This is a genomic window from Pseudomonas jinjuensis (assembly GCF_900103845.1).
In the GTDB taxonomy this organism is placed as follows: domain Bacteria; phylum Pseudomonadota; class Gammaproteobacteria; order Pseudomonadales; family Pseudomonadaceae; genus Pseudomonas; species Pseudomonas jinjuensis.
Map to the genome: position 1 here is coordinate 1 of NZ_FNIJ01000026.1, position 13,800 is coordinate 13,800.

Consider the following 13,800-nt stretch of genomic DNA (forward strand, 5'->3'; position numbering starts at 1 on the left):
CACCCATTTCCTCACCCGAACGCTCGAGCGGGTGAGCACGGAGATGAGCCTGCATGTGCTCGCTTACAACTTCAAACGAGTGCTGAACCTGCTGGGCAATAGTGCGCTGATGGCCGCCATTAAGGCCTGAAACTCCATTGGCGGCCCGCTGAGCCCGTCGCACAGCATCGCGGAGCCACACTTTCCCAAGGCAGTTGAATGACTCGGATCGACACGCCCAGCGCCCATGGGGCCTCTGGGCGCTGCTAAAACAACCCAACATCCAGCTATTCATCACCCGCCGCGTTTTTACACAGCCTCGGCCGACAGCAGCCGCCTTTCCTCGCCGGCATGGACGGGACTGGCGAACAGGGGAATCAGGGCAGCGAGGATGAACGGAAGGGAACGGCAGAGGTGGGCAGTCTGGCGCATGAACGGCTCTTGCTGGATGACGGCGGCGCTGGCGCCACGGCGCGGAGAAACGGCCGGAGAAGCGGCTGGACTCCGGCGCCGGGCTATGACTGCCGGCCACGGCACTGGTTCACGGGCGCAGGGGGAAAATTTGCCGCGGATGCGGAGGAATGCCGCCGCGGCAAGGGCGCATCAGCCGTGCTGCCGCGCCGCCCCGCAATTCAGCAGGTGGGCGATCTCCTCCTCCACGAACCCCGCTTCCGCCAATACCTCGCGGGTGTGCTCGCCCAGTTGCGGCGGCGACGCGAAGGGCCCGGTGCTGCCGTCGAAGCGCACGCCGGTGCCGGGCAGGCGCACCCTGCCCTCGCCGTCGCCGCAGGGCAGTTCCTGGAAGAATCCCACCGCACCGAGATGCGGGTCGTCGAGCAGGTCGTCCAGGCTGTTCACCCGGGCGACCGGAATGTCGCGGCGGTTCAACGCCTGCACCCACTCGTCGGTGCTGCGCTGCACGAGGTAGCCGGCCAGCAGCGCGTACAGCTCGTCGATGTGCCGGGTGCGCGCCGCCATGCCGCTGAAGCGCGGATCGGCGGCCAGCTCGGGGCGCCCCACCTCGGCGAAGAAGCGCGCCCAGTGCTGGTCGGTGTAGGGCATCACGCACAGGTGGCCGTCGCGGGTCGGATAGGGACGGCGGTCGCGGCTCAATATCCGCGAGTAGCCCACCTCGCCCAGCGCCGGTTCGAAGCTCTGCCCGGCCAGGTGCTCGACCAGGTTGAAGCTGCTCAGCACCTCGAACATCGGCACTTCCACATAGCCGCCACGGCCGCTCTGCGCACGCCCGAGCAGGGCGGCGAGGATCGCCTGCGCCGCCACCAGCCCGGCGATCTTGTCCGCAGCCGCGGTGGGCAGGTAGCGGCTCTCGCCGGTCTGCCGGCGCACCAGGTCGACCATCCCGCTCATGCCCTGGATGATGTCGTCGTAGGCCGGCCGCCCGGCATAGGGGCCGGCCTCGCCGAAGCCGTTGAGGCTGGCGCAGATCAGCCGCGGATTGCGTTCGCGCAGGGCGGCGGCATCCAGCCCGAGGGCGGCGAGCTTCTGCGGGCGGATGTTGTGCATCAGCACGTCGGCGCCGTCCAGCAGCCGCAGCAGCGACTCGCGGCCGGCGGCCTGCTTGAGGTCGAGCACCACGCTGCGCTTGTTGCGATTGAGGTTGAGATAGGTGGACGCCATGTCGGCCACGCGGCTCGCGCCGGTGCGCCGGGTCGAATCGCCGAGCGGCGTTTCCACCTTGATCACGTCGGCCCCGAAATCGCCGAGGTACTGGCTGGCATAGGGGCCGAACATCACGCTGCTGAGGTCGATCACGCGGATGCCGTGCAAGGGACGGCCAGGCTTGTCGAGAGGTGTCATGGCGGACTCGAAAGGTTCAGGGCGCGGCCGGCGGCGCCAGGGAAATGCGGATGAAGTCGAGCAACTGCTTCTGGAAGCTGGCGAGGTCCACCGCCTCGGGATCGAGGAGGTACTGCATCATCATCCCGCGCATCGCGCCGAGCACCAGCGTGGCGGTGGCCAGCGGATCGACGCCGGGACGGATCTCGCCGCTGGCGATGCCGGTGCGCACCTGGCGGGCCAGGTACTCCTGCACCGAACGGTTGTAGGAGCCGAGCACCTCGACGGTTTCCGAGTCCTCGGTCACCGCCTCGGCCATCAGCGCCAGCAGCGCGCGGGTGTTGACCCAGTCGGTGTCCGAGCGCCCGAGATAGACGCTGATGAAACCGAGCAGGGTGTCGAGGCCCGGACGGCGCTGCGGGATCTCCGCCTCGACCATCTCCATGAAGCTGGTGTTGACGAAGCCGGCCAGCGCGCGCAGCAGCCCGGCCTTGTTGCCGAAGTGATGGGCGGCGAGACCGCGGCTGTAGCCGGCTTCCTCGCCCACCTCGGCGAGGGTCATGCCGACCCAGCCCTTGCGCGCGACGATCCGCCGGGCCGCCAGCAGCAGGCGCTGCTCGGCTTCGGCACGGCGTTCGGTCTGGGTGCGGCGGGTCGGGGTCTGGTCGGCGTTGCTCATCGAAGGGTCCTTATTTGCCTTTGAACACGGGGTCGCGGCGCTCGGCCATGGCGCGATTGCCCTCGGCGAAGTCCGCCATGGGGATCTGCCACTCCTGCTCGGAGGCCTCGCGGTCGATGATGGCGTCCACCGCATCGGCCAGGCCCATGCGCAGCGTCTCGCGGCTGGACATCACTGCCAGGGGGGCGGAGAGGGCGATCTCCTGGGCCAGCGCCCGCGCAGCCTGACGTTCTTCGCCCGGCTCGGCAAGTACGTCGGCGAGGCCGATGCGCACCGCCTCGACGCCGTCGATGCGGCGGCCGGTGGCGATCAGCAGCGAGGCCATCTGCACCCCGACCACGCGCGGCAGGGTCACCGAGATGCCGAAGCCCTGGTGGATGCCGAGGCGGTTGAAGTTGGCCGAGAAACGCGCCTTCGCGCTGGTCACGCGGAAATCGCCGAACAGCGCCAGGCCCAGCCCGCCGCCGATCGCCGCCCCCTCCACCACGGTGATCACCGGCTTGCGGATGCGGAACAGGCGCACGGCGAACTTGTACAGGCGACGCGGGAACTGCGGGTCTTTGGTTTCCTCCGAGCCGGTGAAGTCGGCGCCGGCGCAGAAGGTCTTGCCCTCGGCCTGGAGGATGGTCACCCGGCACTCCGGTACCTGGTCCAGATGCTCCAGCGCTGCGACCAGATCCATGATCAGGTCCTTGTCGAAGAAATTCAGCGGCGGACGGCTGAAGGTCAGGGTGGCGATATGGCCGTTCAGCTCGAGGCTCAGGCCGCGTCCGGGGGTGAAGGCGGTGGTCATGGGGGCTCCTGGGGATAACGGGCGCTTGCTGTGCGGTGAAGGATGCTGTTAGGTTATTTGCTTGCTAGCTGACAAGCAAGTTTATTAACTCACCCCAAGAGTCTCACGCCCATGCAGGCCCTCACGATCCAACCCTGTCGTCTCGACGCCCGCACCGACGCCCTCCGCGCCGAAGTCAGGGCGTTCCTCGCCGACGCCCTGAAAGACCTTCCCCCCGCCGAGCGCGCCAAGAACTGGAACGGCGCCGACGAAGCCTTCAGCCGCAAGCTGGGCGAACGCGGCTGGCTCGGCATGACCTGGCCGAAACGCTACGGCGGCCATGAGCGCAGCGCCCTGGAGCGCTACGTGGTGCTGGAAGAACTGCTGGCCGCGGGCGCGCCGGTGAATGCCCACTGGATCGCCGAACGCCAGAGCGGCCCGCTGCTGATGAAGTTCTCGCCGGACAACCTGGCGCCGAAGATCTGCCCCGGCATCGCCCGCGGCGAGATCTACTGCGGCATCGGCATGAGCGAGCCGGACGTCGGCTCCGACCTCGCCGCAGTGCGCACCCGCGCCGAGAAGGTCGACGGCGGCTGGCGCGTCACCGGCCAGAAGATCTGGACCACCGGCGCCCAGCGCGCGCAGTACATGGTCACCCTGCTGCGCACCGCCCCGCGCGACGAGCAGAACCGCCACGCCGGCCTCTCGCAGTTCCTGGTCGACATGAAGTCTGCGGGCGTCACCGTGCGGCCGATCTACAACATGCTCGGCGAACACGACTTCAACGAGGTGTTCCTGGACAACGTCTTCGTTGCCGACGACCACGTGATCGGCAACCCGGGCGACGGCTGGAAGCAGGTCGGCGCCGAACTGGCGCTGGAGCGCAGCGGCCCGGAACGCTACCTGTCCAGCACCCAGCTCTATCTGGAAATGCTCGACGCCGCCGATCCGCAGGATTCGCACCAGGCGGTGACGCTCGGCCGCGTGGCGGCTCGCTACGCCGTGCTGCGGCAGATGTCCCTCGGCGTCGCCGGCATGCTCGCCCGCGGCGAGAACCCGGCCACCCCGGCCGCGCTGGTCAAGGACCAGGGCGCCGTACTCGAACAGTCGCTGCCGGACATCGCCCACGACCTGTTCGGCGGCATCCGCGAGCCCGGTTCGAACCTCGACCAGGTGATGCGTTACGTAACCCAGACCGCCCCGTCCTTCTCCCTGCGTGGCGGCACCCGCGAAATTCTCCGCGGCATCATTGCCAGAGGACTTGGACTGCGATGAGCGAAGCACTCGATCTCCCGGTGGCGGACGACAGCGCCCCCTCCGAACTGCAAACCATGATCGCCGACAGCGTCGAGCGCCTGTTCGCCGAACAGGTCACCCCTACCCTGCTCGCCAGCTTCGATGCCGGCCACGCCGCCGATGACCTGTGGCGGATGGTGCTGGACAACGGCCTGCCCGGCGCGCTGGTCCCGGAAGATGCCGGCGGCAGCGGCGCCAGCTGGCTCGACGCCAGCCCGGTGCTGCGCGCCATCGGCTACTGGCAGGCGCCGCTGGCCCTCGGCGAGACCATGCTCGCCTCGCTGCTGCTGGCCCGCGCCGGACTGGAAGTGCCGGAAGGCGCGATCAGCCTGATCCAGGCCGGCCGCCTCGGCGACCTGCGCCTCTCCGGCGACGGCAGGCAGCTGGACGGCCGCGTGGTCAGCGTGCCCTGGGCGCGCAGCAGCCGCTGGGCGGTAGTCGCCGATGCCGGCCGCATCGCCCTGGTCGACCTGCGCCAGGCGGCCATCGCGCTGGAAGCCGGCAGCAACTTCGCCGGCGAGGAACGCGACACCCTGGTGTTCAGCCAGGCGGCAGTGTCCGCCCGCGGCGACCTGCAACTGGCCGACATCGCCGAACCGGTCTGGCTGCTCGGCGCACTGGTGCGCTCCTGCATGCTGGTCGGCGCCCTCGAATCGAGCCTGGACAAGGCGGTGCAGTACGCCAACGAGCGCGTCCAGTTCGGCAAGCCGATCGGCAAGCAGCAGGCGCTGCAGCAGTACCTGGCGCAGATGGCCGGTTCCATCGGCGCCGCGCGCATGGCCGTGCAGATCGCCCTGCGCAGCGCCACCGAAGCGATGGGCGCCGAAGCGGGCAGCCGCAGCTCCCTGGCCTTCGACGTCGCCGTCGCCAAGGTCTGCGCCGGCGAAGCGGCCAGCCTGGCCTGCTCGGTGGCGCACCAGGTGCATGGCGCCATCGGCTTCACCCACGAACACACCCTGCACTTCGCCACCCGCCGCCTGTGGTCCTGGCGCGACGAGTTCGGCAGCGACGCCCAGTGGGCGCGCGTGCTCGGCGAATCCGCCATCGCCGCCGGCTCCGCCGGATTCTGGCAAGGCATCACCGCCCGCAGCCTCTGAACACCGCCCCGCCCCCTGCGGGCGGGGTTCATCGACATCGTTCCGGTTCGCCACGGCGAGCCACCCCTGAGGAGAGCTCCATGAGCAAAGTCATCGTTGCCGGCGTCGGCATGATCCCCTTCACCAAGCCGGGCGCCAGCGCCAGCTACACCGACATGGGCGCCGAAGCGCTGCGCCTGGCCCTGCAGGACGCCGGCATCGGCTACGACAAGGTGCAGATGGCCTTCGCCGGCTACGTCTACGGCGATTCCACCTGCGGCCAGACCGCGATCTACGAGGTGGGCCGGACCGGCATCCCGATCATCAACGTCAACAACAACTGCTCCACCGGCTCCACCGCCCTGTACCTCGCCCGCGCCGCCGTCGAAAGCGGCCAGGCCGACTGCGTGCTGGCCCTCGGCTTCGAGCAGATGCGCCCGGGCTCGCTGAAGTCCAACTGGGACGACCGCCCCGTCACCCGCGCCCGCTTCCTGCCGATCGTCGAGCAGCTGACCGCCGACGCCGCCGACGTTCCCGGCCCGCTGCGCACCTTCGGCGGCGCCGGCCGCGAGCACATGCAGAAGTACGGCACGAAGATGGAAACCTTCGCCGCGATCCGCGCCAAGGCCAGCCGCCATGCCGCCAACAACCCGCTGGCGCTGTTCAAGAAGGTCGTCACCACCGAAGACGTGATGAACGACACCGTGATGTGGCCGGGCGTGATGACCCGCCTGATGGCCTGCCCGCCGACCTGCGGCGCCGCCGCGGCGATCGTCTGCTCGGAAGCCTTCGCCAGGAAGCACGGCCTGCGCACCGACGTCGCCATCCTCGCCCAGGCGCTGACCACCGACCCGGTGGAATCCTTCGACCCGCCGTCGATGATCAGCTACGTCGGCTTCCAGATGGCCCAGGCCGCCGCGCAGAAGGTCTACGAGAAGTCCGGCTTCGGTCCGCAGGACATCCGCGCCGTGGAACTGCACGACTGCTTCGCCCACAACGAACTGCTGACCTACGAAGCCCTCGGCCTGTGCCCGATCGGCGGCGCGGAGAAGTTCGTCCTCGACGGCGACAACACCTACGGCGGCCGCGTGGTCACCAACCCGTCCGGCGGCCTGCTGTCCAAGGGCCACCCGCTGGGCGCCACCGGCCTGGCGCAGTGCTACGAGCTGACCCACCAGCTGCGCGGCACCGCCGGCGCCCGTCAGGTCGAAGGCCTGAACATCGCCCTGCAGCACAACCTCGGCCTGGGCGGCGCCTGCGTCGTCACCATGTTCGGCAAGAACTGATTCGGCAGCGCGGCCGCGTTCCTCGCGGCCGCTTCACCCTTCCAGACAGGAAAACACCATGAGCAAGAAACTCGACGGCAAAGTCGCCATCGTTACCGGTTCCGGCCGCGGCATCGGCCGCGCCATCGCCCTGAAGTTCGTCAGCGAAGGCGCCAAGGTGGTGGTCAACGACCTCGACCAGGGCCCGGCCGACGAAGTGGTTGCGGAAATCCGCGCCCTCGGCGGTGAAGCCGTTACCTGCTGCGGCAACGTGGTCGCCCCGGACTTCGGCGAACGCTGCGTGAAGACCGCCCTGGATGCCTTCGGCCGTCTCGACATCATCATCAACAACGCCGGCTTCACCTGGGACAACGTGATCCAGAAGATGTCGGAAGAGCAGTGGGACGCCGTCGTCGACTGCCACCTGAAGGCCCCGTTCCTGCTACTGAAGGCCGCCTATCCGTACTTCCGCGAAGCGAGCAAGGCCGAAGCCGAGCGCGGTGAAGTGGTGTACCGCAAGGTGGTCAACATCTCCTCCGTTTCCGGTACCCAGGGCAACGCCGGCCAGATCAACTATTCCGCCGCCAAGGCCGGCATCATGGGCATGACCAAGACCATGGCCAAGGAATGGGGCCGCCTGAACGTCAACGTCAACTGCGTTGCCTTCGGCGCCATCGAGACCCGCCTGACCCAGCCGACCACCGAAGAGAAGACCGTGGCGGTGGAAGGCCGCGACATCAAGGTCGGCGTCCACCCGGACCGCATCGCCGCCGTCTACCGCGACACTCCGCTGGGCCGCTTCGGCACCGCGGAAGAAGCCGCCGGCTCGGTGTTCATGTTCTGCATTCCCGAAGCCAACTTCGTTTCCGGCCAGACCATCATCTGCGGCGGCGGCCGCGGCGGCTTCTGATCGGACGGCGCCCCCGCCGATCGATCATCGAAGCCTGGCGCGCCCGGAGCGGGCGCGCCTTCCATCCAGGCCGGTCGCCGACCGTCCGAACCGCTCCGGCCGGCCCGCCGGCATTGTGTGCTAGCCTTAGGGCCTCTCCTCACGGTCGCTGCCCCCGGCTGGAATGCAGCGGCGAAACCTGCAAGGTGGAGACTGGCCCATGCGCAGTTCGATCGCTCAGGGGCAAGTCGACACGGCCACGGCCTTGCGCTGCGATGCATCCGCAAGCGCCCTGCTGGAGGATTGGCTGAGCGAGCACAGCCAGGCCTGCGCGCTGTTCCTCGATGTCGACGGCACCCTGCTGGACATAGCCGACACCCCCGATGCGGTACAGGTACCGCGCGAGCTGTCGGCGGCCCTGGAAATCCTGCATCAGCGGCTCGGCGGCGCCCTGGCCCTGGTCAGCGGACGCCCGGTCGACGATCTCGACCGCCTCTTCTCGCCCCTGCTGCTGCCCGCGTGCGGCTGCCACGGGGCCCACTGGCGCGCACGCGCCGACGCCATGCTGCGCGAGGAGACCGAAGCGGTCATCGACGCCGCCCTGCGCGGGCGCCTGCATGCCCTCGCCCGCGCGCACCCCGGCGTTCTCACCGAAGACAAGGGCAGCAGCTTCGCCCTGCACTACCGCGCCGCGCCGGACGCCGGAGACTCCCTCGCCGCCGCCCTGGGCAGCCTGCTGGGCGAGCCGGGGAACGCGGGATTGCACCTGCTGCCCGGCAAGATGGTGTTCGAGGTGATCGCCCATGGCTGCGACAAGGCCCTGGCGATCCGGCGTTTCCTCGGCATCACGCCATTCGCCGGGAGACGGCCGCTGTTCATCGGCGACGACCTGACCGACGAGCCCGCCGTCGCCCTGATGCCCGCCATCGGCGGACTGGGCCTGTCGGTCGGGCGCCTGTTGCCGGGCGCGCGCGCCGCCTTCGCCGACGCGGCAGCGGTACGTTCGGCACTCATCCACCTGGCTGGAGGAATGGCACGATGACCACCCCGCACCATGGCGCACTGGAACTCGGGCTGATCGGCAACTGCCGCGTCGCCGCCCTGGTGAACACACTGGGACGGCTGGTCTGGTGGTGCTACCCGAACTTCGATGGCGACCCGGCCTTTTCGCGACTGCTCGCCGGCGACGAGGAAAAGGGCTTCAGCGACTGCCTGCTCACCGGCATGAACAGCAGCCATTCGGAGTACGTGCGCAACACGGCGATCATCGCCACCACCCTCCGCGACGAAGCCGGCAACGTCGTGCGCATCACCGATTTCGCCCCGCGCTTTCCCCAGTACGGCCGCCATTTCCGCCCGGCGCAGCTGTGCCGGCTGATCGAGCCGCTGCAGGGGCTGCCCCGGGTGACCCTGCGCGTCCGTCCGACCCACGGCTACGGCAAGCCCTGCCATGCCGTCGCCGGCTCCAACCATATCCGCTACCTGGGCGGTGCCGAGCCCATCCGCCTGACCACCGACGCGCCGCTGTCCTACATCCAGCACGAGACGCCCTTCGTGCTCAGGCGCCCGATCAGCATGGTGATCGGCGTCGACGAGCCGCTGGACGACGCGCCGGAAGAAGTGGTCAGGGACTTCCTCAAGCGCACCGATACCCACTGGCACGAATGGGTGCGTTCCCTGGCGATTCCCTTCGAGTGGCAGGACGTGGTGATCCGCGCCGCCATCACCCTCAAGCTGTGCAACTTCGAGGAAACCGGCGCCATCATCGCCGCGGTGACCACTTCCATCCCCGAGGCGCCCGGCACCCAGCGCAACTGGGACTACCGCTACTGCTGGCTGCGCGACGCCTACTTCGTGATCCTCGCGCTCAATCGCCTGGGCGCGACCAAGACCATGGAGCACTACGTCGACTTCATCGCCACGGTAGCCACCGGTGATGCCGACCTGCGGCCGCTGTATGGCATCGTCCCCGACCTGGACCTCACGGAACGCATCGAGCCCGACCTCGCCGGCTTCCTCGGCCACGCGCCGGTACGGGTCGGCAACCAGGCGGTGGAACAGGTCCAGCACGACGTCTTCGGTTCCGTGGTGCTGGCGGTGCTGCAGAGCTTCGTCGACCAGCGCCTCCCCACGCCGAGTGGCGAGGGCATGCTGCGCCTGCTCGAATCGCTCGCCGGGCGGGCCGCCCGCACCGCCTTCGTGCCGGATGCCGGCATCTGGGAATATCGCGGCCGCAAACGCGTGCACACGCACTCGGCGCTGCTCTGCTGGGCGGCCTGCGACCGGGTCGCGCGCATCGCCGGGCGGCTCGGCTACAGCCAGAAGACCGAAACCTGGCGCGGGGAGGCGCGGCGCCTGCGGGAGCAGATCCTGCGCGACGCCTGGAGCGAGCGCCGCCAGTGCTTCACCGGCAGCTTCGGCCTGGACGACCTGGACGCCAGCGTCCTGCTGATGCACGAACTCGGCATCATCGAGGCCAGCGACCCGCGCTTCATCGCCACGGTCGAATGCATCGGGCGCGAGCTGAACGTCAACGGCCACCTGCTGCGCTATGCCACGGCCGACGACTTCGGCGTCCCCGAGACGGCCTTCCTGGTGGTCAAGTTCTGGTACCTGGACGCCCTGGACGCCATCGGCCGCCGCGACCAGGCCCGCGCGCTGTATGCCGAGCTGGTGGCGGCGCGCAACAGCTACGGACTGCTCTCGGAGGACCTCCAGCCGCACACCGGCGAACTGTGGGGAAACATTCCCCAGACCTACTCGATGGCGGGCCTGATCAATTCGGCCATGCGCCTGTCCATCCGCTGGGAGGAAGGTCTATGCCTCGACTCGTAGTGATCTCCAACCGGGTGGCGATACCCGACGAGGGAAGCGCCTTCGCCCCCGGGGGGCTCGCCGTCGCGGTGGAAGCGACCATGCGCGAGCGCAGCGGGCTCTGGTTCGGCTGGAGCGGCCAGGTGCAGGATGAGCCGCCGGCGCTCACCACCATCGAGCGCGGCAACATGAGGTACATCCTCACCGACGTGCGTCCGCACGACTTCCAGGAGTACTACAACGGCTTCGCCAACCGCGTGCTGTGGCCGATCCTGCATTACCGGCTGGACCTCGCGGAGTTCAACGAGGCGGACTTCGGCGGCTACCTGCGCGTCAACGAGTTCTTCGCCGAACGCCTGGGCCCGCTGCTGGAAGCGGACGACATCCTCTGGGTGCACGACTACCACCTGATTCCCCTCGCCCAGGCCCTGCGCGCCCGCGGCCACGCCAACCGCATCGGCTTCTTCCTGCACATCCCGATGCCGCCGCCCGACATCCTGACCGCCCTGCCCCACCATACCGAGCTGGTCCGGGCCCTCACCGAATACGACCTGATCGGCTTCCAGACCGAGAACGACGCCGCCAACTTCGCCCGCTACCTGACCCGCGTACTCGGCGCGGCGACGCCGGACGGGCGACGCTACCACCTCGGTCCGCACAACTTCCGCGTCGGCGTGTTCCCGGTGGGCGTCGACACCGATGGCTTCCGCAGGCTGGCGGAGTCCGCAGCCCAATCCCCCTGCGCCGTCGAACTGCAGGAAAGCCTGGTCGGCCGGGCCCTGCTGGTGGGAGTGGACCGCCTCGACTATTCGAAGGGCATCGTCAACCGGCTCGACGGCTACGAACGCCTGCTGGAGAAATATCCCGAGTGGCACAGCCGGGTCACCTACCTGCAGATCGCTCCCGGCAGCCGCCAGGACATTCCCGAGTACGCCGAGATCGATGCGATGGTCAACGCCAAGGTCGGCCACATCAACGGCCGCTTCGGCGCGGTTTCCTGGGTGCCGCTGCGCTACGTGAGCCGCACGCACCAGCGCGAGGACATCGCCATGGTCATGCGCATGGCGCGCGTCGGCCTGGTCACGCCCCTGCGCGACGGGATGAACCTGGTGGCCAAGGAATTCGTCGCCGCCCAGGACCCGGCCGACCCCGGCGTGCTGATCCTCTCGCAGTTCGCCGGCGCCGCCGCTGAACTGGGCGCCGCGCTCATCATCAACCCGCACGACCGCGACGCCCTGGCCGACGCCATCAATACCGCGCTGCTCATGCCGCTGGAGGAACGCCAGGCCCGCCACCAGGAAATGTATTCCGTGCTGGAGGCCAACCACATCCGCTACTGGGGCACGAGCTTCATCGAAGCCCTGACACGGCCCGGGCGCACGATGAACTGGCTGTCGAGCCGGTTCATGGCCGGCTGAGCGGGATGACGGGATCGGGCGGACGCAGGGTGGATGAGGTTCTTTTCATCCACCATTGCGGGGCCGCATGCGCGGCCATGGTGGATCGATGGAGCTGATCCACCCTACGGCACTGCACGACGCCGTCATCGCGCTCGCTCAGATGCCGGCGAACGCCTGGCGGATCAGCGGCTTCTGCAGCTTGCCGGTGGCATTGCGCTGCAGGGGCTGGTTGGTGAGCCAGATCTGCACCGGCACCTTGTAGCCGGCGATGCGGCGCTGCAGGAAGTCCTGCAGATCCTCCGGCGTGACGTGCGAACCGTTCACCCGGGCGACCATCGCCACGCACTCGCCGAACTGCTCGTCGGGTAGGGCGAACACGGCGGCTTCCAGCACGTCCGGGTGTTCGACGGCGTTGTGTTCCACCTCCAGCGCGGAGATGTTCTCGCCGCCGCGGATGATGATGTCCTTGATGCGGTCGGTGATGTAGAGCATGCCGTGCTCGTCCAGGTAGCCGACGTCGCCGCTGTGCAGCCAGCCGTCCACCAGTGTTTCGGCGGTTTCCTGCGGGAGCTGCCAGTAGCCGTCCATCAGCGTCGACGAACGCAGCCAGATCGGACCCGCCTCACCCGCCGGCAACGGCTGCGAGGGATGCTCCCCGATCACCAGTTCCACCAGCGGCAACGGCCAGCCGGCACTGTCAGGGAAATTCACGAACTGCTCGCCGGAATGCGCGGCGCCGATGCCGTTGCTCTCCGTCATGCCGTAGCCGGTGCCGGCCATGGCCATCGGCTTGATCTTCAGCAGGCCGTCGAGTAACGCAGCGGATGCCGCGCCGCCGCCAAGGCCGAGGGAAAACAGCGATTCCGTGCTGCCGAACCCGGGATGGGACAACAGTTGCTGCATCATGGTCGGCGCGCCGTTGAACTGGGTGCAGCGCTGCTCGCGAATGATCCGCAGCGCTTCGTCCACGTCCCACTTGTAGAGGATCACCAGCCGCCGGCCAACGCGCAGGGCATTGAGGAACTGGGAATACAGGCCGCTGACGTGGAACAGCGGGAAGGCCAGCAGCGCCGAGGGAGCGAACCCCGAGGCGATGATCGGCTTGATCCGCTCCGGCGAACTCATGCCGGCGAAGGCACCCTGGAACTCCAGGCTGTAGAGCGACTGGGTCACCGCGTGATGGCGCGACAGCACGCCCTTGGCGCGGCTGGTGGTGCCGGAGGTGTACAGGATCAGCGCCGGGTCGTCCGGTTGCGGCTGGGCCAGTTGCATCGGTGCCAGTTCGCGCTGCAGCAGCGCATTCCAGCCGTTCACGCCGGACGCGGCAGGTTCGTCGTCCACCAGCAGGACCTGGCAATCTTCAGCCAGTCCGGCCGCCATCAGCTCGTAGCGCGGCGCATCGCAGACCAGCACCGCGGCGCCGGCATCACGCACCGCATGCAGCAGTTCGTCATGCAGGCCCCAGCTGTTCAGCGGGACGGGAATCGCCCCGGCCTGGGCGGCGGCGACGAATGCCAGCATCCACTCAGGACGGTTGCGCATGGCGATGGCCACCCGCTGTCCCGGACGGACATGCAGCACCTGCTGAAAGGCCGCGGTGAGGCGGTCGGCGACCTCGAAGAAGCGCGCGAAGCTGTATTCCTGCTCCTGCCACAGCAGGAACGGTCTATCGCCGTGCACGCGCCCCGCCTGCAGCGCCTCGACCAGATTGACCGGGGCCTTGGCGAACGCGCGCAGACCGTGCGCGTCGGTGTGCAGGGCGAAGGGCGACGGTTCCGACAGCAGTTGCTGCCAGGACGCGAGCCAGTTGGCGATGGGTGGTGTACTCATTGT

The 13,800-nt window shown here is 68.7% G+C and carries 13 protein-coding genes; 8 read left to right on the forward strand and 5 right to left on the reverse strand.

The window, feature by feature from the left end:
* Positions 1 to 130 (forward strand): hypothetical protein (locus BLR75_RS27145; RefSeq protein WP_245726196.1); only part of this gene is annotated, 130 nt, incomplete at its 5' end.
* Between the two features lie 158 nt (positions 131 to 288).
* Here the strand turns inward: BLR75_RS27145 and BLR75_RS27235 are convergent.
* The 4 genes from BLR75_RS27235 to BLR75_RS25645 form a co-directional block, all read right to left on the reverse strand.
* Complete coding sequence (locus BLR75_RS27235) at positions 289 to 411, reverse strand: hypothetical protein (RefSeq protein WP_281246569.1); 123 nt, start codon at positions 409 to 411, stop codon at positions 289 to 291.
* Positions 412 to 582: 171 nt separating this feature from the next.
* Positions 583 to 1,797 carry a CaiB/BaiF CoA transferase family protein gene (locus BLR75_RS25635; protein ID WP_084315204.1) on the reverse strand — a complete coding sequence of 405 codons (1,215 nt, stop codon included), beginning with the start codon at positions 1,795 to 1,797 and terminating at the stop codon, positions 583 to 585.
* Positions 1,798 to 1,813: 16 nt separating this feature from the next.
* Positions 1,814 to 2,455: a TetR/AcrR family transcriptional regulator gene (locus BLR75_RS25640; RefSeq protein ID WP_084315202.1), complete on the reverse strand. Its 642-nt coding sequence runs from the start codon at positions 2,453 to 2,455 to the stop codon at positions 1,814 to 1,816.
* Between the two features lie 10 nt (positions 2,456 to 2,465).
* Complete coding sequence (locus tag BLR75_RS25645) at positions 2,466 to 3,248, reverse strand: enoyl-CoA hydratase/isomerase family protein (RefSeq protein ID WP_084315200.1); 783 nt, start codon at positions 3,246 to 3,248, stop codon at positions 2,466 to 2,468.
* A 111-nt stretch (positions 3,249 to 3,359) separates the two neighbouring features.
* Here BLR75_RS25645 and BLR75_RS25650 point away from each other — a divergent pair, with 111 nt between their 5' ends.
* The 7 genes from BLR75_RS25650 (at position 3,360) to otsA (ending at position 11,985) form a co-directional block, all read left to right on the forward strand.
* Positions 3,360 to 4,502, forward strand: coding sequence for an acyl-CoA dehydrogenase family protein (locus tag BLR75_RS25650; RefSeq protein WP_084315198.1), 1,143 nt, complete (start codon positions 3,360 to 3,362; stop codon positions 4,500 to 4,502).
* Entirely contained in the window at positions 4,499 to 5,620 is a 1,122-nt protein-coding gene (locus BLR75_RS25655; protein WP_084315196.1) for an acyl-CoA dehydrogenase family protein, read from the forward strand. Before BLR75_RS25650 ends, BLR75_RS25655 begins: the two co-directional genes overlap by 4 nt.
* 80 nt (positions 5,621 to 5,700) lie before the next feature.
* A complete protein-coding gene (locus BLR75_RS25660; protein WP_084315194.1) occupies positions 5,701 to 6,885 on the forward strand; it encodes a lipid-transfer protein in 1,185 nt (394 codons plus the stop codon).
* Between the two features lie 58 nt (positions 6,886 to 6,943).
* A complete protein-coding gene (locus BLR75_RS25665) occupies positions 6,944 to 7,774 on the forward strand; it encodes an SDR family NAD(P)-dependent oxidoreductase (protein WP_084315192.1) in 831 nt (276 codons plus the stop codon).
* 199 nt (positions 7,775 to 7,973) lie between these two features.
* The gene (gene otsB / locus BLR75_RS25670) at positions 7,974 to 8,795 is read left to right on the forward strand and encodes a trehalose-phosphatase (protein WP_084315190.1); all 822 of its coding nucleotides are present in this window, start codon (positions 7,974 to 7,976) and stop codon (positions 8,793 to 8,795) included.
* A complete protein-coding gene (locus tag BLR75_RS25675; protein WP_084315188.1) occupies positions 8,792 to 10,588 on the forward strand; it encodes a glycoside hydrolase family 15 protein in 1,797 nt (598 codons plus the stop codon). Before otsB ends, BLR75_RS25675 begins: the two co-directional genes overlap by 4 nt.
* Positions 10,573 to 11,985, forward strand: a complete 1,413-nt coding sequence (gene otsA / locus BLR75_RS25680) for an alpha,alpha-trehalose-phosphate synthase (UDP-forming) (RefSeq protein ID WP_084315186.1) — start codon at positions 10,573 to 10,575, stop codon at positions 11,983 to 11,985. The genes BLR75_RS25675 and otsA overlap by 16 nt, the downstream gene beginning before the upstream one ends.
* 138 nt (positions 11,986 to 12,123) lie before the next feature.
* Here otsA and BLR75_RS25685 read toward each other — a convergent pair whose 3' ends face one another.
* The gene (locus BLR75_RS25685; protein ID WP_084315184.1) at positions 12,124 to 13,797 is read right to left on the reverse strand and encodes a class I adenylate-forming enzyme family protein; all 1,674 of its coding nucleotides are present in this window, start codon (positions 13,795 to 13,797) and stop codon (positions 12,124 to 12,126) included.
* Between the last annotated feature and the right edge of the window lie 3 nt (positions 13,798 to 13,800).